Origin of the sequence: Actinomyces sp. S6-Spd3 (assembly GCF_000758755.1) — a bacterium.
In the GTDB taxonomy this organism is placed as follows: domain Bacteria; phylum Actinomycetota; class Actinomycetes; order Actinomycetales; family Actinomycetaceae; genus Pauljensenia.
In genome coordinates this window covers 158,744-180,358 of the sequence record NZ_JRMV01000281.1, presented here as the reverse complement: position 1 = coordinate 180,358, position 21,615 = coordinate 158,744, and the positions used below count along the sequence as shown (strand labels likewise).

The window sequence follows — 21,615 nt, the reverse complement described above, 5'->3', positions numbered from 1 at the left end:
AGTGCCTGTGGGAAAATGAGCGCATGAATGAACTCACCCCCACCGCCGACCAGCTCGCCCTCGCTCATGTCGTTCTCGACATTGAAAAAGCGGCATCACTGGTTGGCTGGGATCATGCGCCTTCCCTTTATGCTCTGGTGCACACAGCGACTCTTCTCGAACAGCCTGATCTTCCTGAAGAACTCAAAGACGCCCTGCGCCAAGAATGGGACGGCACTGATACTCATTTGAGTGCAATCATCCAAGAAGACTTCCAGGGGGAAGACCTCGAAGAGATGCTCGCCCACCTCGCGTGGCCACCTTCGGTCGTCGGTGCAGCGCTGAGCCTCGAACGCGTCATTGTTCCCCCCGAGGTGGAAGCACAGGCTCCGGAAGATCCCGATGAAGCTCTTGCTTTCATTTCGAATCATCCCAAGGCTACCGATGTTCGCATTACAGCGGGAGCCCTGCGCAGCGGTGAGACGTGGAGCGCTCTGCGCGCGCGTACTTTCGACAGCGATGACAAGGTCGGTCAGGGTTCGCAATTGGTCCCCGGGCTAACGGACGCGCTCTTAGCCTCGCTTTCCTAAGGAATCGACGAGGCGCGCGCCTGCCCCTGACGTTCTTTGGCTTACTTGGCTTCGCAGGTCGGAAGGGAATCCCCACGGTCTGCGGCAATCGCATCTACTGCCTCGTGAGCTTCATGAAGGGTTGACACACGCACGACCCGCAATCCCTCCGGGACGTGCCCAATGACCTGATCGCAATTGCTTTCAGGGGCAAGGAACCAGCTGGCTCCGTCGCGTTTTGCACCCTGCATTTTCTGTGCAATTCCACCGATTGCACCAACTTTGCCGTCATAGGACATGGTCCCGGTTCCGGCGATTGACTTCCCGCCCGTCATGTCTCCTTCGCTGAGGCGGTCAATGATGCCCAGCGAGAACATCATTCCTGCGGAGGGACCGCCGATGTTCTCCAAGGAGAAATGAATATCTACGGGAAGATTCACCTGCGCATCCAGGTAGATCCCAAGCTTTGAGCCTTCTGTTTCTCCGGCAGAGGCAGCAGAAACAACTGTTTCTGTCCGTTGATCCTCACCGTTTTTCACCGTGACTTTGAGCGTCGAGCCGGGAGCGACCTTGCGCATGATGGCAAAAGGATCAGCTGGGGTTTCGATTGTGTGAAGGACCCCATCGGGGGTTTCGATCGATTGGAGAATATCGCCCTCGCGTAGTTTCCCCTGTGCGTCGGAGCCCTCGACGGTGCCCGTAATCTTGACCGTCGCGGGGACTTTCCAGCCGAGCTCCATCAAGGCCGCGACTTTCGCCGTCGACTGCGACCCCGTCATTTGCGCTTTGTTGGCGTTATCAACCTGCTCGCGGGTGACGTTATCGGGATAGACCTTCGAATAGGGAACCAGTTCCGAGGCCGGGGTCAGTTCCGCTTGAATCCACCCATAGACGTTGAGCCTGCGCCCAGGCCCGCCCATCTCAGAGACCGTCACCATCCGCAATTGGCCGCTGTCCGCGTTGGTCGAAGGATCTGGGTTTTTGATTTCTTCACCCGTCAGGGGGTTGGTCCCTGTGATGGAGAGAAGCTCCTCAGTGCCATCTTTCGTTGCCGCGGCCCCCAAAATATTCACCGTCGGCCCGGGGAGGCGTGCGACGTAGGGCAGTGGGACAACCGCGGCAGCCACACCCAGAATGCTCATGACGACAACCGTGACCGTTAGTCTACGTAGCCAGCGCAGGTTTCGAGCATTGGACTGCGCATCTTCTTCGCTCACTTTGGGATCGTCATGGAGTTCATTCATACCTGTCATTGTCCCTCAGCATGGAAGCATTCGTGAGTCGGAAGTATGTGCAAGTATGTGAAGACGATTGCGCTGTGAGCTAAGTTCGTTCCAAACTGGGCATTGAGCTAGAACGCGGCCCAGCTCACAGCTAGGCTCAACACATGAGCGACAACGAATCGAACATGGAAGAGTTTCTCCGTAACCTGCTCGGCGAGCAGGCAGCCCGAGCGGCAATGGAATCCATGCGCGCTCGCGGGATTGACCCCGAAAGTCTCAACAGCCAATTCCCCGATCCTGAGGTCATGCGGCAGGCATTGACTCAGTTCTCCATCATGATGAATGGTCCTTCGGTTGGACCGGTGGATTGGAAGAGCGCCCTTCAGCTCGCTCAGTCGAAGGCATGGGATTCACGAGAAACTGCCGTGACTGCCGCGCAGGCGCAGCGTGCCCGTGAGGCGATGACTGTTGCAGATCTGTGGTTGGATGCCACCGTCGAGTTTTCTCCCGGCCCCGTCAACCGTCAGGTCTGGACTCGCGCCGAGTGGATCGACGGAACCGCTGAGGTATGGAAGAAGATCTGCGAGCCGGTTGCGGCTAATGTTGCCAAGGCCTTTGAGGACGTGCTCAACGAGCAAGAACAGCACCTGCCCGAACTTGATCCCTCAACGTCAGAAGACATGCCTGATATCGCCAGTTTGCTCAACTCAACGCGCAGCATTTTGCCGAAGATGTCTTCTTTCCTTTTCGCAAGCCAGATCGGTGTCGCCCTTGGCAAAATTGCGCAGAGCGCCATGGGATCCACCGATGTTGGTATTCCTTTGACCAATGGTTCGACAACTGCTCTGGTCGCGCGCAATGTTGAGGATTTCGCCGACGAACTGGACATCCCCTTCGAAGAAGTTCTTCAATTCATCGCCCTGCGTGAGTGCGCACACCGCCGCCTCTTCTCCGGAGTCCCGTGGCTTTCTGGGGATCTGACCCGCGCGGTTGAGCGCTATGCCCAGCACATTGCGATCGATTCACAGGCAGTCGCCGAAGCCGCAGCACATTTCGACCCGGAAAACGGTGAATTCACCGAAGACACTCTCAACGAGCAAATCTTCGCAGCTGCCCCCACCCCCGAGCAGATCGCTGCAATGGAGCGAGTAGAGAACCTCCTTGCCCTCATTGAAGGGTGGGTTGATGTCGTCACTGCTCAGGCGGCCCTCCCCTACTTGCCTCACCTTGAACAGCTTCGTGAACTCATGCGTCGCCGGCGCGCACTGGGCGGTCCAGTTGAGAAGATTCTCGGTAGTCTCATCGGGTTGAAAATGCGTCCGCGCCGCGCGCGAGATGCCGCAAAGCTCTTCCAGTTGGTGTTTGAAGACGGCGGAACCCATGCGCGTGAGGATTTGTGGGCGCACCCGGATCTGATCCCCAATAGTAATGAGCTTGATTCCCCGGAAACCTTCGTCGCTCTTCGCCATGCCGAAGCTGAGGCCAGCGCCGATATGGACCAGGCATTGGAGTCTCTCTTGGACGGTTCGATGGGGTGGGCCGAGGGCCTTGATCCCTCAATGGATCCCGAGGCCGATACCCTCCGTAAGGCTGGGTACCAGATTGGGCAGCCAGACGAGGCCGCTCATCCAACAGATTCGGGGGATGATTCCTCAGAGGAACCGCCAAGCGGATCCGACAGCGATCTTTCCTGATACTGACAGGCAAGTACCGAGTTCGTCCACAGGGTGCGCGGGCCTTCGGCGTTTTCCACAGATTGCGCCGACGTGCCCGCACGAAGTGTCCTTGCGTACACAATGGAATTTATCCATGACAGTGCGGAGGAACAATGACGAACTCTCTCAGCCTTGAAATTAACGGGATTGACCCCGTCACGGTCGCCGCGGTCGACCTCATCGTTCAGACCCTGCCAAGCACCAGAATGCGCTTGGTCGATTCTCGGCGGCTCAGTGCAGAATTAGCGCGCTTATTCCCAGGTGAGCACCCGTTTCCGCGTCGTTCTCAAGCAATGCGTGCTCATCTTGAGCAGCGTTACCCTGATCTGCGTTATTGCAATTCGTATTCGCCCGTCGATCTGGCAATCGTGTCTTCTCAAGGTGCTCATAACCTTGAGCAAAGCGATTCTTTCATGCTCGAAGACATTCCCCACATCTTGAGCTGTCAGAGTGAGAGCTGGTGGGATATTGGCCCTCTTGTCATTCCAGGACTCACCTGCTGTGCTCGCTGCATCGGTTCGTCCTCGGAAGAACGTAGCCCTTCAAAAGGACGAGGCATTGCTCTGTGGCGCCTCGAGGCACCACTTGCCTGGCTCACACATATGGCGGCCTCGTGGCTTTCTTTGATGATCTACGACTTTGCGCGCTTTGGCTGTGAACACTCCACCTGCACGAATCGTTTTCTCCGAATCTCGGCTTCAGGTGATGTTTCGTGGCACGAACTCAGTATCAACCCTGACTGCGGCTGTCACGGCGCGGCGTCGAAGCACGCACCCCGTGTGTCGGAACCCATCTGTGAAGTTCCCTCCCCCACAGGCTTGCACGGCCTCGCTTCACTGCCGCATACCGAGTTTGACCTCCTGAGCCACAATCTTCGCTTTCCCCTGGCTTCTTAAGCAGGATCGGTATCGACTGTGACCTCTTCGCCTCGAATAATCGCCAGGATTTGGGGTCCGAAGTAGTCGATCTTAACTTCGCCGATTCCTTTGATGACGCGGAGCTGAACAAGGGTTTTTGGCTGAGCGATTGCAACATCGCGCAGGGTTTTATCGGTGAGGACCGCAAACGCGGGGATCAAACGCGCCTCGGCCTCGGCTTTTCTCCATGCGCGCAAGCGCTCAAAGAGCTCAATGACTTCCGGGGAATTGTTTTCTTCAAAATCCGCACGGGCCGCTCGCGCGGCGTTCTTCTTGGAGCGACCTCCTTCAAGCGCACTTCCTCGGCCCACCCGGGTGCGGCTCTTGTCGTCCCGAGGCCACAGATCCTTCAAGAAACGCGAGGCCTTGCGTTTTCCATTACCGCCATGACGAGAACGCGAATACGAGACACAGAGGCGATCGCGGGCGCGCGTCATTCCCACATAGAGCAAGCGCTTTTCTTCTTCGATCGCGTCTTCTCCTTGGGCTAAGGAAATCGGGATCAGTCCCTCGCTTACTCCCGCGACAAAAACCTTGTCCCATTCCAGCCCTTTGGCGGCATGAAGCGTTGAGAGAGTCACTCCTTGTGTTGCAGGTGCGGCCTGCGAGACCTCTCTTTCGGCAAGATCAGCGACGAAAGCTACGAAAGACGCGTCCTTTCTCTGGCGCGCCATCTCAACGATTGCGTTGAGGTTATCCCAGCGTTCTCGAAGGGCTCCTTGCCCGCTGGGCGCCTTCGCACTCCACCCGGCAATCCCCACTAGGTCTTCGACCAACTGGACGAGATCACTCTCATCCTTGCCTTCGTTGCGCAACATGGTCGCCTGTTTCTTGAGCAGATACATTGCGCGCCGTACTTCCTCGCGTTCGAAGAAGCGCATTCCGGAGTGGACAATGAAAGGAATCCCGGCCTCGGCAAGCTGTGCTTCAAAGGACTCAGACTGCCCATTGGTGCGGTACAAGATTGCGATCGAAGAATACGCAGCACCAGCCTCGTGCAGTTGACGAATCTCTTCCGCAATGCCTCGTGCTTCTTCCGCGTCATCGTCAAAACTGCGATAGCTGACGGGAACGCCGTCTTCTCTCTGGGATACCAGCTTCACTGCTCCCTTGAGCACCGAAGAATGCTCTCCCTTCATCAAAGCGTTGGCAGCACTGACAATCTGCGGGGTTGAGCGGTAGTCGCGCACAAGCTCAACAACTCGCGCGCCCTTGTGGATCTCGGCAAAATCTTGGAGGTAGCGAGGAGAAGCACCGGCGAAAGAATAAATTGTTTGCGCAACATCTCCGACGACGCAAATATCGTGGCGCCCGCCCAACCACAAGTTGAGCAAGTGCTGTTGCAAGGCCGACACGTCCTGGTATTCATCGACGACGAAATAGCGATACTGCTCGCGGATCCTCTTGGCGATCGCCGGGTAATCTTGCATAATCCCCGCGGTAAGGACCAGAACATCCTCAAAATCAAGGACGCCTCGCTCTTCCTTGGCGATCTGATAGGCATCCATCACAGAGAGCACGTCATCCACACTCAAATCCCCCGGCGTGGTACGAGTATTCGTGCGAACGGCATCGGCATAAGCATCGGCGTCAAGCATGGAGACTTTCGCCCACTCAACTTCCGCCGCAAGATCGCGAACCAGCGCCTTATCCGCACGGATCCCTAAGCGCGCCGCCGCCGATGAGATCAACGAGGCCTTGTGCTCGATCAGCGGGGGCATCGACCCACCAATCGCGCTGGGCCAGAAGAATTGCAGTTGGCGCAGTGCCGCCGAGTGGAAAGTGCGTGCTTGGACGCCGGGAACACCTAAAGCTGCCAAACGTTCGCGCATTTCAACGGCCGCGCGTTTGGTAAAGGTTACGGCCAAGACATTGGCGGGATCATAAATTCCGCGCGCAACCCCGTAGGCAATGCGATAGGTAATTGCGCGAGTCTTTCCTGTCCCGGCTCCCGCGAGTACGGCCATGGGACCGGCCGCATACTGGGCGACCGCACGTTGATCCGGGTCGAGAGCCTCCAGAAGTTTCTCGGCTGCGGATTCGTCGCGGGCGCTCACGAAGCACGTCCAAGGTGATGGAGCCACATGTCGATCATCTTTCGCGCGATCGCGGTGTGAGTGGGAATTTCGAGTTCTCCCGACTCGACAAGGGCCATTAGTTCATCGCGAGTCACCCAACGCATGGCATCGACTTCGTCCATATCGGGTTGAGGAGTTGGAGTGCCTTTCACCGAGGCGGTAAAGCCCATCATGACCGAGCGCGGGAATGGCCAGGGTTGAGTCGCGAAATAGCGGACGTCTTCGACGTCGAGATTTGCTTCTTCTTTTGCTTCGCGAACGACAGCGTGCTCGGGGGTTTCTCCTGCTTCCACGAATCCCGCGATGAGCGACATGAATGCAGGTGTCCACGACCGGTTGTGCCCAAGAAGAATCCGGTCTTCTTCATCGGTAATCAAAACAATCACCGCAGGATCTTGGCGCGGGTATTCCAAACGATCACACTGCACGCATCGCTGGGTCTCTCCCCCGTTTTCGCTGTGCATCTGCCCGCCACAGCATGAGCAATACTGGGTTTTTTCTTGCCAGCGCAACAATGCCAGCGCCCGTCCCGCACTGGTGCAATCTGCGCTATCCAATTGCGCGGCCTCGTGACGCAAGGAGAGCCAGGAGAGTTCCTCCACCGGCACCTCCCACTTTCCGTGCATGGAGGTCAGGCTTTCTTCGGATGTGATCGCAACAAAACGCACAACGCCGCACGAATCTACCCCGGCAAAGAACACGCGATCACAGTCTTCAACTGCTGCACCCATGTCCCATGCTTCATAATGCCCACTGTCCGCGGGCAGCACCGCGACCTTACCCTCAGGCGTCATCGCGAGAATGTGAAGCTCTTGTGCATGTTCGTCGAGTTCATCGCGCAGCGCGCTATAGCCTCCGGGCGCGCTCAAGCGTCGGGTCCACGCACTAAGTTCACGCGGAAAAAACAGTTGTTCGTCGGCGAAGGGAAGACCATTGATCGTGTCGAAAAGGGGCATGATGTAACCGTAGCTGTCCTTCGCTTCAGTCACAACGCAAATGCGCGTTAGGCTGGAGCCATGACTACTTCTCAGCTTCGCGCCGATGGGCGCACCCCTTCTCAGCTTCGCCCCATGTCCATTACCCGTTCCTGGGCAGGAACCGGCGAAGGATCTGCACTGATTGAATGCGGGAACACGCGCGTTCTGTGCGTTGCTTCGCTCACCGAGGGCGTGCCGCGATGGAAGCGCGACAGCGGAGAAGGCTGGGTGACCGCAGAGTATTCGATGCTTCCGCGCGCTACCTCCGAACGCTCCCAGCGCGAAGCCGTCAAGGGAAAGATCGGCGGCCGCACCCACGAAATTTCACGTCTCATCGGCCGTTCGCTTCGCGCGATCGTTGATATCAAAGCCCTCGGAGAGAACACTCTGGTCCTTGACTGCGATGTTTTGCGAGCCGATGGTGGTACCCGAACCGCGTCAATTTCCGGCGCCTATGTTGCGCTTTACGAGGCGATTTCTTGGGGGATCTCAAAGGGGATCATCGCCGCTTCTTCTCCTGAGAAGGTCCTCTCTGATTCGGTAAGCGCAATTTCCGTCGGCATCATCGATGGCACCCCCATGCTCGATCTTCCCTACGTTGAAGATGTGCGCGCGCAGACGGATATGAACGTCGTCCAGACTGGTTCGGGTTCTTTCGTTGAGGTTCAGGGAACCGCTGAACACGCGCTCTTCTCCCGCACCGAGCTCGGCGAGCTCCTCGACTTGGCGACTGCAGGAAATGCTCAGATTCGCGACCTCCAGGCACGCGCGTTGGCAGCGGATCCAGGAGTCACCGTTTCTTCCGAGGCCGCACTGTGAGCTCCGTACGCAGCGCAGATGCGCCTCGCCTGGTTTTTGCTACCGGAAATGCACACAAGGTTGCAGAGCTCGAGGCGATCATCGCTCCCCTCCTCCCCGAGGGAGCCGGTCGAATCGCACGGATGAGCGACTTCGATGCCGCCGAGCCCGTTGAAGACGGCGCTACTTTTGCCGAAAACTCTTTGATCAAGGCTCGCTCTTTGTGCGCAGCAACCGGAATCGCTGCGCTCGCCGATGATTCCGGTCTGTGCGTTGACATCATGGGCGGCGCACCGGGCATCTTCTCTGCCCGTTGGAGTGGGGCTCACGGGAACGACCACGCGAACCTTGAGTTGCTCCTTGCTCAGCTCAGCGACGTCCCGCTTCACTTACGAGGCGCTGCATTTGTTTCCGCAGCAGCATTAGTATTGCCCGATGGCACTGAGTTCGTTGAGCTCGGACGCGTCGAAGGACACCTGACGACCGCTCCGCAAGGCGAGCGGGGATTTGGTTACGATCCAATTTTTATTCCCTCGGGTATGGATCGCACTGCAGCACAGCTCACTGCAGAGGAAAAGAATGCAATCAGCCACCGCGGGATTGCTTTTCGCGCGCTTGCGCCGCGAATTATTGAGGTTCTAGCAGGCAACTAAGCAACGCACAGGAAAACGCGTAGTCGGATGATGAGATTCCGGCTACGCGTTTCTTTTTCCCGGAATCGGTGTACCTACGCGTTCTAGAAATCGACAGACATACCGGTCGTCGCAAGCTCCACGTTCCCGCTGTAGACCTGCTTCGCTTGGAATCGCGCGCCCTCGGGATTATTCCACGGTTGGATATGCGTAAGAATGACACGGCCAACTTCGGCACGCGCGGCAAGGGTACCTGCACGGGTGCCATCCATGTGAATGCCCTCGACGGTGTCTTCCTCAGTAAAACCTGCTTCACTGAGAAGAAGATCTACCCCGCGAGCGCCTTCAACGATGCTGTCACACAGATCAGTATCGCCGGTGTAGAAGAAAGCGCTGCGCGATCCAGAGGTATCGTCTTTTGAAAAACCAGAAGGGCCGCTGATGCGAACACCGAAGGCTGGTACAGAGTGCCATGCCTGCGCTGCACTCACGGTGAAGGGACCAAAAGACCAACTCTTTGCGTCTTCGAGTTCCTTGAAAATAAACTCTGTCGAATAGGTTTCATCTTCGTCAGCACCGTCGATCTGGCGAACACGGCCAGGCAAACATGCCGGCCCCGCAAGAACCATGGGGTCGCAATACGCACCAGGACCCCAGCGCCGGTAGACGTGCAGGGAAATGACATCCCCCATGTGGTCCGCGTGACAGTGCGAGAAGATCGCTGCATCGATATTGGTTGGCTCGATGTAGCGCCACAATTCACCGAAAGACCCCGGCCCCATGTCCAAGACAAGGTTCCAGGTTCGCTGCCTCCCAGTTCTTTCATCGGGACCGTGAGCTTGAAGCAGGTAGCACGATGCCGGCGAATCTGGACCTGACATTGAACCCGTGCAGCCAATGATACGAAGCCTCATTGAGCGCCTCCTTCTAGGGGGAGGGCGGGAACTTCACTCACGCTTTGGACCTCGGGGCCTAAGAAACGACGGGCAAGGATCGGGAAGCGTGACGAGGCGTCGGTGGTGAGGAACTGGTGCTGCGGTTCATCGCCTGCACCGCGGCGCGGCGCATGGAGCAAATCGCGATCAACCAACTCGTTGTAGGTAACATTCGCCGTTGTGGCCGAGGAGGTTACCAGACGAACGTTATCCCCCATCACTCGACCGATAACTCCGGTAAGAAGCGGGTAGTGGGTGCATCCCAGAATCAGGGTATCGACGCCTTCTTCTTTCAGGGGAGCAAGATATTCGCGGGCGATTCCTTCCAATTCGGGACCTGCTGTTTGTCCGGCCTCGACGTACTGGACGAAAAGCGGGCAGGCCTGCTGGAAGACTCGAAGACCCGGAACTGCAGCAAGAGCATTGACATAGGCTTCCGACTGGATAGTTGCTTGAGTTCCAATGACGCCGATTTTGCGATTGTGTGTTGCAACGACAGCAGCGCGCGCGGCGGGGGTCACAACTTCGATGACGGGAATGCGCTGGCCTACCCAGTAGCGTTCGCGGGCATCAGAAAGCGCAGCAGCGGTCGCAGTATTGCAGGCAATAACCAGAGCCTTCGCCCCGGCCTCGACGAGGCGATCAAGGCCCCACAGCGTCAATTGGCGAACTTCAGCGATCGGACGCGGGCCATAGGGAGCGTGAGCCGTATCCCCCAGGTAGACGATGTCTTCATCTGGAAGTTGATCGATGATGGCACGCGCAACCGTCAGCCCACCCAGGCCAGAGTCGAAAATACCAATCGGCGCGTTATCCATACAATGAAACTAACTCGCTTCACCCTGGAGATGCACTGATTTGAGCAGTGACTCTTGCCACCATGTCACCAAAAGGTAGATGGCTGCTGCACTTTGCTCGCGTGTTCCCTCAGGTGTTTCCTGAGCAATTGTCTCAATCCGGATCAAGTCTGAATCGTCGTGAATCCCGAGTTCTCCGGCCAAAGCAAGGCGCATGTCGGTCAGAGCACCCAGCCAATTCCACGTCGATTCTTCATCGAGAACAAGGTAGTTCGTCCCATCGACCAGCACTTCGTTGAGTTGGTTACACACGGTGCGCAGGCGCGCAGACTTTTGTGAACGCAGGGTGTCTTCGGTCAGTGCGCGCAGCCGCGCAGCCTCCTGAGGATCTGCGCTCATGGGGGGAAGAAGGAAGTCGAGGGCAGGATCGATAGCCGCTGCGCGTTCGCTTTCGAGTCCAGTTGCAGCGGATAAGAACATAGGGAAATCCCCCGGGTCGTCTAAGACCACGAGTATTTCGTGAATCAGCTGCTGGATCAGAAGGTTGTAGTCCCTTCCAATCGGTGCGCTGATTCCCCGTCGTGAGACGGTAAACGGGCCGATCACGTGACACGCTCCAATGTTGATTGCACTCCGTAGTCATGAAGTGTTTGTAGGTCTGCTTCGACGCGTTCACGTAGCCCAGTGGCGATGATGGCCTTTCCATCACTGTGCACTTGCAAAGTCAGTGCTTCGCACGTAGGACGCGGGTAACCGAAGTGCCGGTGAAGGACTTCGGCGATGTAGTCCAATGAGTTAATCGGGTCATCCCAGACAATGAGGTTCCACCTCGGCACCGACGCTTTTACGGTCCCGACATTGGGATTTTTCGCCGTCACAGGAACGCCCGACATACCTTAAGCCTACGCATGAAATGCCCTCCTGTCTGCATTTTTGGCATTTCTTGCACATATTTCCACGAAGGCGATTAGATTTAAGGTATGCCCGCATCATTTGAAACGTCGCTTCTGACGGATATGTACGAATTCACCATGCTCGATGCCGCGATGAAGTCGGGAACTGCCAACCGACATTGCGTCTTCGAATTATTCGGGCGCCGCCTTCCCACCACCCGCCGCTACGGCGTCGTTGCGGGGACCGGTCGCGTTCTCGAGGCCATGGCGCGCTTCGAGTTCTCCCCCGAACAGATCCAGTGGCTGGCTGAGAAGAAAATCGTCTCAGACACCGCGCTGGAATATCTTTCCGATTTCCGCTTTAAGGGTAGGATTTCGGGCTACGCGGAAGGCGAATGCTATTTCCCCGGCTCCCCCCTACTCACAGTTGAGGGCACTTTCGCGGAATGCACCCTCCTCGAGACCCTCCTCCTGTCGATCTACAACTACGATTGTGCGGTTGCTTCTGCGGCCTCGCGCATGACGATTGCCGCTCACGGGCGTCCCTGCCTCGATATGGGGGCACGCCGAGGCCACGAGCGCGCGGCGGTCTCAGCGGCACGCGCCGCCGTCATCGGAGGTTTCGCGGGAACCTCGGATCTCGAGTCCGCTAAGCGTTATGGAATCCCCGCGATCGGTACTGCAGCACATGCTTTCACGCTCCTTCACGACAGCGAACGCCAGGCCTTTGACGCACAAATCGCTTCTCTTGGTCCCTCGACAACTCTCTTGGTCGATACCTACAACGTCACCGAGGGCGTGAAGACCGCTGTCGAGGCCGCACGCGCAGCAGGTGGAGAGCTCGGAGCCGTGCGCTTGGACAGTGGCGACTTGGTTGCCCAGGCTTTCACCGTTCGAGGCCAACTGGATTCCTTGGGTGCAACTTCGACGAAGATCACTGTGACTTCCGATTTGGATGAGTACGCTATTGCAGCTCTGGGAGCTGCGCCCGTCGACTCCTACGGCGTGGGTACGCGACTGATCACAGGTTCAGGTGTCCCGACCGCTGCTTTGGTCTACAAGCTCGTCTCTCGTGAGAACCACGAGGGCACAATGGTTGGTGTTGCGAAGAAGTCTGCTTCGAAGAACACCGTTGCTGGTAAGAAGTATGCCGGTCGTCTTTACGACGAAGACGGATACGCCAGCGAGGAAGTCTTGGTGACGGGAAGCGCTGAAGAAGCTGCAGCCTTCTTTGAAGAAAACGGCGCGCGTCCCCTGCAGGTTCCGCTCATTGTTGACGGTGAGATCTTGGAGGAAGGATGGAGCTCTGAGGCTCTGGCTCAGGCACAGGCTCGTCACTTGCGCTCGCGCAATGAATTGCCTTACCAAGCATGGCGCCTCTCCGAAGGCGAACCTGCTATTCCAACGCGTTACGTCTAAGGAATCGGCGCTCTTTGCGGCTGTGGGGTGCGGTGAATCCTTTCACCGCACCCCACAGCCGCCTATCGTCTCAAAGTCCGCTAGCCTCGGATAAAGCGCCTACCCGCGCCCGACAAACCACTCACGCAAGAGCGCGATACGGGCTTCAATCTGCTCGGTTGTGGCCTGAGCGACCTCGGGGCCGCCGGCTCGCCTGCGCAGTTCCGCGTGAATCGTCGCGTGAGCTTGCCCTGAACGCCTCGACCATGAAGAAACCAGGCGAGAGAGCTCCTTGCGTTTTGCCGCGCGCACGCGGTGAGCGGGGATATTCGCGTTGTCCTCGCGCGCACGCCTCGCACTGGCCTCACGGCGCTGGGTGGCAAGCTGTTCTTCTTGGCGCGCTCGAAGCAAAGTCGTTACCTGTTCGGGTTCCAAGAGACCCGGGATCCCCAAGTATTCCTGCTCTTCCACAGAGCCCACATCGGCCTCGGTCCCCCAAGCCGCGCCGTCAAAGAGGACGGAATCAAATTGTGCGTCCGCGCCCAAGGCCTCGAATTGGTTGAGAAGATCGCTCGAGGCGCTCTCGGTCTTGTTCGCCTGAGCAACCATGGCGTCTTCGGGGTTCCACAAGTCCCCCTCTTTCGAGGGCGGACGATTCAACGCGTGATCGCGCTGAACTTCCATTTCCCCAGCCAAACTGAGTAGAGGAAGAACCGAAGGAATGAAAACCGTCGCGGTTTCGCCTCGGCGCCTGGCGCGCACAAAACGCCCAACCGCCTGCGCAAAGAACAAGGAGGTCGAGGCGTTGGTTGCGTACACCCCCACGCTCAGTCGGGGAACGTCCACGCCCTCGGAGACCATACGCACCGCAACCATCCACTTATCGGTCGATTGACGGAACTCATCGATGCGCTCGGAGGCATCGGCGTCATCAGAGAGGACAACGGTTGGCCGATGCCCGGTGATCGCACGCAGCTGGCGAGCGTACGCGCGAGCTTTCTCTTGATCGGAGGCAATCACCAGACCACCGGCGTCAGGGACTTGGCGACGCACTTCTTCCAGGCGCTGATCAGCCGCTTGGAGAACGGCGCTCATCCATTCTCCCTTGGGATCCAAAGCGGTTCGCCACGCCTGTTTCATGAGGTCCTTCGTGAGAGGTTCTCCAAGGCGCGCGGTGTAGATATCTCCCGCATTCGTTCGCCACGACATCTGTCCCGAGTAGGACATGAAGAGCACCGGACGCACAACGAAGTCACGCAGAGCATCGCCGTACCCGTAGGTGAAATCGGCTTTAGAGCGCTTGATCCCTTCCTCGTCTTCTTCGTAGCGAACGAATGGGATAGCGGAAGTGTCAGAGCGGAAAGGAGTGCCGGTGAGGGCAAGTCGGCGCGTGGCCTCGTCAAAAGCATCGCGAACGCCATCGCCCCACGACAGGGAATCTCCCGCGTGGTGAATCTCGTCGAGGATCACCAGCGTTCGGTGCAGGCGCGTGCGCGCGGCATGAACCATGGGATTAGAGGCAACCTGCGCGTAGGTGACCGCCACACCGTCAAAGTGCGAGCCCGCCATTCCCTGAGAGTTCGAAAATGCGGGGTCGATGTGGATTCCCACGCGGCCAGCGGCCTCGGCCCACTGGCTCTTGAGGTGTTCGGTCGGGCAAACGATCGTCACTTTCTCAACGACTCCGGCGCCCATCAGCTCGACCGCAATGCGCAGAGCGAAGGTCGTTTTACCCGCTCCCGGCGTTGCAACGGCAAGGAAATCCTTGGGAGAGGCAGCCATGTACTGTTCTAAGGCTGCAGCCTGCCACGCTCGAAGGCTACCCGCGGTCCCCCAGGGGGCTCGCCGGGGAAAAGCGGGAGGAAGAGAACTGACTGCGGAAGAAGAAGCGTGCGAGGGGCCTTGCGCGGCGGGAGTCACTGCGCACTGCCTCCCTGATCTCCCCCATCAGAGAATGGCCAATTGCGCCCATTCTTGCCCATGGAATCGCGAAGTTCCTTGCATGTGGGGCACACGGGGTACTTGGAGGCATCCCGGGTGGGAATCCAGACCTTGCCACAGAGGGCAACAACGGGTTGCCCCGTGATCATTGAGGAATCAGCCTTGTCGCGGCGTACGAAGTGAGCGAAACGATCGCCGTCGCCGGGGCTTTTCTCTTGTTCAACCTCGGTGCGCTCAAGCAGACCTGTCGAAGACTGGGTTTGCGGGCCCTGCGGCGCGGAAGGTCCTTGGGGTTCATCGAGAAAAGACATGTGCCCTATTGTATGACGCGGCCGCTCCCGATGTGGATCAGAAACGGCCGCGAATACTGGAATTACGCTTGGTGCTTAGCCCAGACTTCACGGTAGAAATCGGCCAGTTCCAGGCCGACTGCTGCGTCTTCGTCCAGGAGGACGACCGCGTTGGGGTGCATCTGGAGGATCGTCGCAGGCCAGCGTGCAGAAATCGCGCCTTCGACCAGCTGACGAACGGCCTCGGCCTTACCGGCACCGGTGGCGATCAAGAGTGCTTCGCCGGATTCCATGATGGTTCCCAGGCCCTGGGTGATGCAGTGGGTCGGAACCTTGGTGATGTCTCCGTCGAAGAAGCGCGCGTTGTCGCGGCGGGTCTGCTCGGTGAGCACATCGACGTGGGTGCGCGAGGCGAAGGAGCCACCGGGTTCGTTGAAGCCGATGTGTCCGTCTGCGCCGATTCCGAGGATCTGGAGGTCAATACCGCCAGCGTCGCGGATTGCCTTGTCGTAGTCTGCGGCGGCCTGATCGTTGTCACCGGTCCAGACGTTGGGGCCGTGCGCGGCTCCCTTGGGGAAATCTACGCGGTCAACAAGGAAACGGTGGATGAAGTTCGCGTAGCCTTCGGGATGGTCTTCGGGCAGGCCGACGTATTCGTCGAGGTTGAAGGACTGGGTCTGGGCGAAGGAGATTTGGCCCGCTTCACAGCGCTTGGTCAGTTCGTCGTAGAGAGGAAGAGGTGTCGATCCCGTTGCGAGGCCGAGAACAGCGGCGGGCTTGCGCGCGAGGAGCTGTTGGATGCGGTCGGCTGCGACGACGGCAATATCTTCGGGGGTGGGCAGGATGGCAATCCGCATTGAAACTCCTCATTGATGTTGGGATCGCAAGGCGTGGGAGAGGCTGTGGCCGCTTCAGTATGGGGTTACGAGGCCAAGCAACGAACACGCCTGTGTGTACAGTTTGTGCACCTTCAGCTTACACCCAGCTTTGGAGCGAGGAGAAATAGGCGGGTGTGATCTGTGCAAGATACAGTTGTGCCCCGATCACGAAGACCGGGGCACACTATTCACGCGTGCGTTGGGACGCAAAAGATTGCGTCAACGCATTTCAGCGCAGAGCTGAGGTCACTTGGCGACAGCCTTCTTCAGGGTGGAGCCAGCGGAGAGCTTGACGCCGAAGCCTGCGGGGATCTTGATTTCTTCGCCGGTACGGGGGTTACGGCCGGTGCGGGCTGCACGCTCAACGCGCTCGACGGAGAGCAGGCCGGTCACCTTGACGGTCTCGCCCTTGGCGAGGGACTCAACGAGGACATCCTGGAACGCAGCAAGGGCGGCGTCAGCGTGGACCTTCGAGATGTTGGCGCGCTCGGCGATCTTGGCAACAAGTTCAGTGCGGTTGACGGACATAGAAAAACCTCATTCTTGTCGGTTATGGATGCCACTTTGGTGGCTTCAGGGAACAGATTAGGGAATGAATCCCAGTTTTGTCAGCTTTTCCGCGACTTTTCGGGGCGTGTCTTAATTTTTTGGAGTTTTTTGGGCGCTTTTTGTGTCGAGCGACACAGAATCGCTCTTCTTGCACCTCAGTTACGGCTTGATCGCAGTTCGATGACGATTGATGAAAAACGTCTTCGAAGCGGCGCATAGATAGGTAGTGTGCGAACTAGTCGACGAAGACCGCTTGGAGGATGACTGCCATGAGAGTTCTCAATGTCACGATCGGAGAAATTCCGTAATGGTCAAGAGACACCCAACAGCCCTGCTTCTGAGCAGCACTCTCACAATTCCACTTTTACTTGGCGGATGCACACAGCATTACGAAGTGAAGGAACCCATGTCACAACCCTGCCGAGCCGCAGCAGTACATTCCAACGCCGTCTTCCACCCAGTCCGAGGAAGCATCGATCCGAGTTTTGTCTTTTCAGGAGCCTGGATTGAAAACGGCAGAATGAAAACAACTCTAGATGGCGGGTGGGCATACGATCCTCCACTACCTGGTTATAACGGTGACCTCATTGAAGGAGAGCCTGTCACAATCCCCGGCACTGGGACCTTCGAGCTCATTGGCATCACTCTTTCACGCTGGGGCAACTCACCAGAAACAATCACTTTCTGCTTCACCCCCGACCCCAATCTGCTCGACAACGCCAAAAAACACCTACCGCCCGGCCAAACACTCCCATCCCAAGACGAGAACTAGGAAAACCCCATACTGCGACAGCGACTTATGCTTGAATCATGAATTCGTTTGCTCTCTCGCCATCATCCTTATCCCACGATTCAAGCATCGTACTCGTGGTGATTTTCATTGGTTTTCTGGGCATTGCAGCATTCAAGCGCTTTATTTTTTGGGCTCTCAAAGAGACAGACTATTCCGATCAAAAGAAACAGAACCTTGTCAATAAGTGGGGACTCCTCCCCTACACTGCACTGAGTATCTACTCGTTAGCGCACGCGAAAGCACTCTTGTTTTGTGCCTCAGAGTGCACCTTTCGCGTATCTAATGTCGCTATCGTATTCTTCTTTCTCCCCACGCTTGCGACCATTGCCTACATCGTGACAGAGGTTTCTTTCGTCCAAAGCGGCATCATCTGGATTCTCGATAAATTCATTCCTGGACGAAGAACTCAAAAGCACACAAAGCCGCGCCATCACAAATAGAGTGGACGCCTCAGTCCTCGAACTCCAAGAAGGGGAAGAAATCACACAACAAGTTCACCACATCAAAAACTGCTGAGCATACACTGAAAATATCCCAACACATACAGTTTTCAATTTGAAGGATGCCCTCCCGTGCGCTCAACTTCTTCCACTGAACTTGATTCAACAGATTCCATTCCCACCCCCTCGCCTGACCAGCAAGCAACGACCTCACCCAACCGGAGACGTGGATTCTTTGCACTCTCCGGGGTGATTGTCATCGCGATTGTGGCGAGCGGAGCTTATGCCTTTACCGCGCATTCAACTGCCGCGGCTGTGAAGAATGTTCAAGCTCAATTGGTCGATGCAGAAAACGACTTCACCACTGCCCGCGCCTCTGCACAGGCTTCCATCGCTTTGGCTGACGAATACGGTCTCGCTTCCGAGAACGTAACCGCACTTAAAGCTACTTACGCTGATTCGGACGCGACTGTTACCGCTCTGACTGAGGCTCCCAACAATACGAAGGCCAGCAAGGGGAAGATTGAGTCGCTGAAGAAGGTCCTCGATCAGGCTAAGACCTCGACCAACAAGCTCAACGCTGCTCTAGCCCCCATTGCGGGTGAGCTCGACGATCTGACCGTTAAGAAGCTTGATGAGGCTGCCAACAAGGCAGATCAAGCCGTGAATGACGCGAAGAATCTTATGGGTGAAACCGATGGGAAAGTCAAGGACAATGCGACCCGCGACGGCTTACAGTCCACCATCGACGACACCGCTAAAACTATTGACGAAGCACGCGAAGCGGTAAAGAATCGCTCGCACGTGGGCGATGACCGCAAGTGGAACGTCGATGAGGAAAAGAAGCTCACCGATGCTGTGAGCGCTTTGAACGAGAAGTCGAATCAGGTTCGTGATTCACGAGGCCAATGGGAAGCCGAGCAGTCCTCTGCTGCTTCGTCCAGCGTTGGGGCTTCTCGCTCGACCGGCGCTTCCTCTTCCCATTCACGTTCTAACGGTGGCGGCTCCGCCTCACAGTCAGCCGGTTCCGCTGGTGGTTCTCAGGGCGGCTCCACCGGAGAATCGTATTGGACATACACCGAAGAATCAGACCCCAGCCTCGGCTACAACTGCACTCTCAAAACCAACGGTTCTACCACCTGCCACGACAATAGCGGCAAGGAAATCTATAAGGACGGTCAGTGGTCTAACGGCAACCCGAACGGACGCTGGAGTGAAGGTGGCCGCTGACCTCACGCACCCCGGCCTCGGCAATCAATTCACGCACAGAAGCTAGCGGCCGCGGAATACTGAATAAACGCGAGCGCCGAGGCCTCGAAACCCCACATGGATTTCAGACCTCGGCGCTAGTTTGTATCGAATCAGTCATCGTAGTGCTTGGTGCGCTCGATATCCTCTTCGATCTGCTCGCGAGTTACTCCGCGAACATCAAGTTCAGCAAGCGGAGTCATGCGGTCCTTCTTGATGAGGTGATATCCCAGCCAGACTCCCAAGAAGAGCGGAACACCAATGTATGCCGAGATAATCTCCCACAGCTGGCCAAGGAAGATCGCCTCATAGTTCTGGCCAAGCAAAACGATTAGGCACATACCGAAAGCCAAAATCGGTCCGAAGGGGAAGAATGGCGCGCGATACGGCAGGTCCTCAAGCTTGTACCCCTGGAGCAGGTAGGCACGACGGAAACGAATATGGCACGCCGCAATACCTAGCCACATAAAGATTCCCGAGACACCGACGATACTCACCAACCAGGTGTATGCCGTTCCCTCGCCAACCAGCGCCGTGCAGAAACCAAGAGCCGAAACAGCGGCAGTAGCGAGCATCGCATTGAGCGGGACTCCCCTCTTCGTCACGTGACAAAAAACGCGGGGAGCCTGGCCAATGAGAGCCATCGAGTGCAGCATTCGCGAAGAAGCATAGAGCCCCGAGTTACCCGCCGAAAGAATCGACGTCAAAATAACCGCGTTCATCACGGCCGCAGCCGCTGCAATGCCCAAACGATCGAAGACCAAGGTGAAAGGCGAGTACGCGATATCTGATTCACTGCTGCGCAACAGATTCGGGTCAGTGAACGGAATCAGCGTGCCGATGATGGCGATAGCACCAATGTAGAAGAACATGATGCGCCAGAAGACCGACTTAATGGCGCGAGGCACATCACGGTGAGGATTGCCCGATTCTGCTGCAGCGACGCCGACAAGCTCGGTTCCTTGGAATGAGAAGCCGGCGATCATGAAGATCGTGACGATCGGCAAGAATCCGCCGTGGAAGGGCGCGTCTTCAATGCGCCAGTTCGCAAAGCCAGGCGAGCCGTTGCCCAGAATGCCGAAGATCATGGCAACACCGGAGACCAGGAAGACGATGATGGTCACGACCTTAATGGTTGCCAGCCAGAACTCGGCTTCGCCATAAACCCGCGCACTGAGCGCGTTCAAAACGGTGAGAAGGACAAGGAATCCCGCTGCCCACATCCACCCCGGAACGTCCGGGAACCAGTAGGACATGACGATTCCCGAGGCGACAAGGTCAGCTGAGACCGTTACGGCCCAGTTAAACCAGTAGTTCCACCCCATCGCGAAGCCAAAGGAAGGGCTAATGAAGCGCGCGGCATAGGTTTGGAAGTTGCCAACAACCGGCATGTGTGCGCTCATTTCACCGAGCGACTGCATCAGGAGAAGTACCATGAGGCCGATCGCCGTGTAGGCGACGAGCGCACCCCCCGGACCGGCCGTTGAAACCGTAGCGCCCGAGGCGACGAAGAGACCGGTTCCGATCGCACCGCCGATGGCGATCATCTGCATGTGTCGACCGCTCAGACCACGCTTGAGATCTGTGCGCTCAGCGACCTTCCCGCAACCGCCGCATTGCTGCGCATCGAGGCCTGCAGAATCTTCTTTTATTTGAGGTTGCGACCAGAACATAATGATTCTCCTACGAATCTTTTGTGACCTGAGCCAAGGCTCAAGTTAGTGGTACGAGTGTACTACTATGCATCGCCAATACTATTCATTCCCAGCGCAATCGCAGAAATTTTGCAGCAGAAATGGCAAGATTGCGGACTTTTCTTTCTTTTTACGATCCCATTAATTGGACAAGCGGGCAAAGTTTGCGGGAAGCACTCACCGCTTGGGCAGATTCACGCGCTTAAACTATGCCTATTTTCCAATATTTATGTAGTGCGCTATCAAGAAGCTCAAAGGCGGTGGCGCGAACATCACGACCTTCAGAAAGCGCAGATACGGCCGCACCATCAACAAGCGCAATAACGACTTCAGCCGGAAGGTCAACCCCGACCGCCGACAAAACAGTTGTTACCGCAATATTGAGTCGAACACGACCGAATTGATATGCACTGGCCACAAGCGCCGCCCCACCCGCGGAGACAAGCTGCTCATAGTGCCCCTTAAGATTTTCATCATCAGGAAGTGTCGCAGAAAGGATCAAATCAATCCTTTCTTTTACCGAAGCGTCACTCTTGAGCTTGCGAGCTCTGAAAGCAGCGCGTTCGGCACGCTCAGACCAACGGCTCATGTTAGCCAGGCCCGCTTGGTGAAGAAGATCCTCAAGGCCGTCAAAATAGTATGTTGTTGCGGATAAAGAGCACCCGGCAAGCCGCGCAACGGAACGGTGTGAAACCGCTTCGGGTCCACCTTCACGGAGCAAGGTGGCAGCAGCGTCAATGATCAGCTGGCGCTTATCGAAGCCTTTTCGCGTACTTGCAGTGTGCGAGATTGCGCCAGCAGACATCTGGGTCCCCTTTCTAGTACGAGCGTCCTAAAAAATCTCATTTATTCAGGGTTATGCGCTTAACGG

At 57.1% G+C, this 21,615-nt stretch carries 22 protein-coding genes; 9 read left to right on the top strand and 13 right to left on the bottom strand.

Annotation, left to right across the window (positions count from 1 at the left end; translation table 11 throughout):
• Window positions 1–23 precede the first annotated feature (23 nt).
• On the top strand, window positions 24–569 hold the full coding sequence (locus HMPREF1627_RS07955; RefSeq protein ID WP_034502750.1) for a PPA1309 family protein: 546 nt from the start codon (window positions 24–26) through the stop codon (window positions 567–569).
• 41 nt (window positions 570–610) lie between these two features.
• Here HMPREF1627_RS07955 and HMPREF1627_RS07950 read toward each other — a convergent pair whose 3' ends face one another.
• Complete coding sequence (locus tag HMPREF1627_RS07950) at window positions 611–1,792, bottom strand: PDZ domain-containing protein (protein ID WP_234305290.1); 1,182 nt, start codon at window positions 1,790–1,792, stop codon at window positions 611–613.
• Window positions 1,793–1,935: 143 nt separating this feature from the next.
• Between HMPREF1627_RS07950 and HMPREF1627_RS07945 the strand changes: the two genes are divergently transcribed.
• Window positions 1,936–3,465 (top strand): zinc-dependent metalloprotease, encoded by a 1,530-nt coding sequence (locus tag HMPREF1627_RS07945; RefSeq protein ID WP_034502746.1) that lies wholly within the window; start codon window positions 1,936–1,938, stop codon window positions 3,463–3,465.
• A gap of 134 nt (window positions 3,466–3,599) precedes the next feature.
• Complete coding sequence (locus tag HMPREF1627_RS07940; RefSeq protein WP_034502745.1) at window positions 3,600–4,382, top strand: hypothetical protein; 783 nt, start codon at window positions 3,600–3,602, stop codon at window positions 4,380–4,382.
• On the opposite strand, the gene HMPREF1627_RS07935 is transcribed toward HMPREF1627_RS07940, so the two are convergent.
• Together HMPREF1627_RS07935 and nudC are read right to left on the bottom strand one after the other, a co-directional pair.
• Window positions 4,379–6,460 (bottom strand): ATP-dependent helicase, encoded by a 2,082-nt coding sequence (locus HMPREF1627_RS07935; RefSeq protein ID WP_034502744.1) that lies wholly within the window; start codon window positions 6,458–6,460, stop codon window positions 4,379–4,381. The two genes, HMPREF1627_RS07940 and HMPREF1627_RS07935, sit on opposite strands and share 4 nt — an antisense overlap.
• A complete protein-coding gene (nudC, locus tag HMPREF1627_RS07930) occupies window positions 6,457–7,437 on the bottom strand; it encodes an NAD(+) diphosphatase (protein WP_234305289.1) in 981 nt (326 codons plus the stop codon). The genes HMPREF1627_RS07935 and nudC overlap by 4 nt, the downstream gene beginning before the upstream one ends.
• Before the next feature lie 60 nt (window positions 7,438–7,497).
• Here nudC and rph point away from each other — a divergent pair, with 60 nt between their 5' ends.
• Together rph and rdgB are read left to right on the top strand one after the other, a co-directional pair.
• Complete coding sequence (rph, locus tag HMPREF1627_RS07925; protein ID WP_034502740.1) at window positions 7,498–8,277, top strand: ribonuclease PH; 780 nt, start codon at window positions 7,498–7,500, stop codon at window positions 8,275–8,277.
• The gene (gene rdgB, locus HMPREF1627_RS07920; RefSeq protein WP_034502738.1) at window positions 8,274–8,909 is read left to right on the top strand and encodes an RdgB/HAM1 family non-canonical purine NTP pyrophosphatase; all 636 of its coding nucleotides are present in this window, start codon (window positions 8,274–8,276) and stop codon (window positions 8,907–8,909) included. Before rph ends, rdgB begins: the two co-directional genes overlap by 4 nt.
• Before the next feature lie 83 nt (window positions 8,910–8,992).
• On the opposite strand, the gene HMPREF1627_RS07915 is transcribed toward rdgB, so the two are convergent.
• Genes HMPREF1627_RS07915 through HMPREF1627_RS07900 form a run of 4 tightly spaced genes read right to left on the bottom strand, consistent with a single transcriptional unit; the run spans window position 8,993 to window position 11,513 of the window.
• A complete protein-coding gene (locus HMPREF1627_RS07915) occupies window positions 8,993–9,802 on the bottom strand; it encodes an MBL fold metallo-hydrolase (RefSeq protein ID WP_034502737.1) in 810 nt (269 codons plus the stop codon).
• Window positions 9,799–10,641 carry a glutamate racemase gene (murI, locus tag HMPREF1627_RS07910; protein ID WP_034502735.1) on the bottom strand — a complete coding sequence of 281 codons (843 nt, stop codon included), beginning with the start codon at window positions 10,639–10,641 and terminating at the stop codon, window positions 9,799–9,801. The genes HMPREF1627_RS07915 and murI overlap by 4 nt, the downstream gene beginning before the upstream one ends.
• A 9-nt stretch (window positions 10,642–10,650) precedes the next feature.
• Entirely contained in the window at window positions 10,651–11,226 is a 576-nt protein-coding gene (locus HMPREF1627_RS07905; protein WP_034502733.1) for a DUF2017 family protein, read from the bottom strand.
• Window positions 11,223–11,513, bottom strand: coding sequence for an ATP-dependent Clp protease adaptor ClpS (locus HMPREF1627_RS07900; protein WP_034502732.1), 291 nt, complete (start codon window positions 11,511–11,513; stop codon window positions 11,223–11,225). The genes HMPREF1627_RS07905 and HMPREF1627_RS07900 overlap by 4 nt, the downstream gene beginning before the upstream one ends.
• Window positions 11,514–11,600: 87 nt before the next feature.
• Here HMPREF1627_RS07900 and HMPREF1627_RS07895 point away from each other — a divergent pair, with 87 nt between their 5' ends.
• Window positions 11,601–12,932, top strand: coding sequence for a nicotinate phosphoribosyltransferase (locus HMPREF1627_RS07895; RefSeq protein WP_034502731.1), 1,332 nt, complete (start codon window positions 11,601–11,603; stop codon window positions 12,930–12,932).
• 99 nt (window positions 12,933–13,031) lie between these two features.
• Here HMPREF1627_RS07895 and HMPREF1627_RS07890 read toward each other — a convergent pair whose 3' ends face one another.
• The 4 genes from HMPREF1627_RS07890 to HMPREF1627_RS07875 form a co-directional block, all read right to left on the bottom strand.
• Window positions 13,032–14,831 (bottom strand): DEAD/DEAH box helicase, encoded by a 1,800-nt coding sequence (locus HMPREF1627_RS07890; RefSeq protein ID WP_052040895.1) that lies wholly within the window; start codon window positions 14,829–14,831, stop codon window positions 13,032–13,034.
• Entirely contained in the window at window positions 14,828–15,163 is a 336-nt protein-coding gene (locus HMPREF1627_RS07885; RefSeq protein WP_034502730.1) for a DUF3039 domain-containing protein, read from the bottom strand. The genes HMPREF1627_RS07890 and HMPREF1627_RS07885 overlap by 4 nt, the downstream gene beginning before the upstream one ends.
• Window positions 15,164–15,225: 62 nt before the next feature.
• Complete coding sequence (gene nagB, locus HMPREF1627_RS07880; protein WP_034502729.1) at window positions 15,226–15,999, bottom strand: glucosamine-6-phosphate deaminase; 774 nt, start codon at window positions 15,997–15,999, stop codon at window positions 15,226–15,228.
• Window positions 16,000–16,266: 267 nt separating this feature from the next.
• Entirely contained in the window at window positions 16,267–16,548 is a 282-nt protein-coding gene (locus tag HMPREF1627_RS07875; protein WP_034502727.1) for an HU family DNA-binding protein, read from the bottom strand.
• Window positions 16,549–17,089: 541 nt separating this feature from the next.
• On the opposite strand from HMPREF1627_RS07875, the gene HMPREF1627_RS07870 reads away from it, so the two are divergent.
• From HMPREF1627_RS07870 to HMPREF1627_RS07860, 3 genes are all read left to right on the top strand, one after another.
• Window positions 17,090–17,341 carry a hypothetical protein gene (locus tag HMPREF1627_RS07870; protein WP_034502725.1) on the top strand — a complete coding sequence of 84 codons (252 nt, stop codon included), beginning with the start codon at window positions 17,090–17,092 and terminating at the stop codon, window positions 17,339–17,341.
• Between the two features lie 38 nt (window positions 17,342–17,379).
• Complete coding sequence (locus tag HMPREF1627_RS07865) at window positions 17,380–17,802, top strand: hypothetical protein (RefSeq protein ID WP_034502722.1); 423 nt, start codon at window positions 17,380–17,382, stop codon at window positions 17,800–17,802.
• A 132-nt stretch (window positions 17,803–17,934) separates the two neighbouring features.
• Window positions 17,935–19,032, top strand: coding sequence for a hypothetical protein (locus HMPREF1627_RS07860; protein WP_034502720.1), 1,098 nt, complete (start codon window positions 17,935–17,937; stop codon window positions 19,030–19,032).
• Window positions 19,033–19,163: 131 nt separating this feature from the next.
• On the opposite strand, the gene HMPREF1627_RS07855 is transcribed toward HMPREF1627_RS07860, so the two are convergent.
• Complete coding sequence (locus HMPREF1627_RS07855) at window positions 19,164–20,723, bottom strand: amino acid permease (protein ID WP_234305288.1); 1,560 nt, start codon at window positions 20,721–20,723, stop codon at window positions 19,164–19,166.
• A gap of 223 nt (window positions 20,724–20,946) precedes the next feature.
• A complete protein-coding gene (locus HMPREF1627_RS07850; RefSeq protein WP_052040894.1) occupies window positions 20,947–21,549 on the bottom strand; it encodes a TetR/AcrR family transcriptional regulator in 603 nt (200 codons plus the stop codon).
• Window positions 21,550–21,615: the final 66 nt, after the last annotated feature.

Coding starts and splice junctions, on each gene's coding strand:
- HMPREF1627_RS07955 (WP_034502750.1), top strand. CDS start 24: ATGAATGAACTCACCCCCACCGCCGACCAGCTCGCCCTCGCTCATGTC.
- HMPREF1627_RS07950 (WP_234305290.1), bottom strand. CDS start 1,792: ATGAATGAACTCCATGACGATCCCAAAGTGAGCGAAGAAGATGCGCAG.
- HMPREF1627_RS07945 (WP_034502746.1), top strand. CDS start 1,936: ATGAGCGACAACGAATCGAACATGGAAGAGTTTCTCCGTAACCTGCTC.
- HMPREF1627_RS07940 (WP_034502745.1), top strand. CDS start 3,600: ATGACGAACTCTCTCAGCCTTGAAATTAACGGGATTGACCCCGTCACG.
- nudC (WP_234305289.1), bottom strand. CDS start 7,437: ATGCCCCTTTTCGACACGATCAATGGTCTTCCCTTCGCCGACGAACAA.
- rph (WP_034502740.1), top strand. CDS start 7,498: ATGACTACTTCTCAGCTTCGCGCCGATGGGCGCACCCCTTCTCAGCTT.
- HMPREF1627_RS07915 (WP_034502737.1), bottom strand. CDS start 9,802: ATGAGGCTTCGTATCATTGGCTGCACGGGTTCAATGTCAGGTCCAGAT.
- murI (WP_034502735.1), bottom strand. CDS start 10,641: ATGGATAACGCGCCGATTGGTATTTTCGACTCTGGCCTGGGTGGGCTG.
- HMPREF1627_RS07900 (WP_034502732.1), bottom strand. CDS start 11,513: ATGTCGGGCGTTCCTGTGACGGCGAAAAATCCCAATGTCGGGACCGTA.
- HMPREF1627_RS07895 (WP_034502731.1), top strand. CDS start 11,601: ATGCCCGCATCATTTGAAACGTCGCTTCTGACGGATATGTACGAATTC.
- HMPREF1627_RS07885 (WP_034502730.1), bottom strand. CDS start 15,163: ATGTCTTTTCTCGATGAACCCCAAGGACCTTCCGCGCCGCAGGGCCCG.
- nagB (WP_034502729.1), bottom strand. CDS start 15,999: ATGCGGATTGCCATCCTGCCCACCCCCGAAGATATTGCCGTCGTCGCA.
- HMPREF1627_RS07875 (WP_034502727.1), bottom strand. CDS start 16,548: ATGTCCGTCAACCGCACTGAACTTGTTGCCAAGATCGCCGAGCGCGCC.
- HMPREF1627_RS07870 (WP_034502725.1), top strand. CDS start 17,090: ATGAAAACAACTCTAGATGGCGGGTGGGCATACGATCCTCCACTACCT.
- HMPREF1627_RS07865 (WP_034502722.1), top strand. CDS start 17,380: ATGAATTCGTTTGCTCTCTCGCCATCATCCTTATCCCACGATTCAAGC.
- HMPREF1627_RS07855 (WP_234305288.1), bottom strand. CDS start 20,723: ATGTTCTGGTCGCAACCTCAAATAAAAGAAGATTCTGCAGGCCTCGAT.
- HMPREF1627_RS07850 (WP_052040894.1), bottom strand. CDS start 21,549: ATGTCTGCTGGCGCAATCTCGCACACTGCAAGTACGCGAAAAGGCTTC.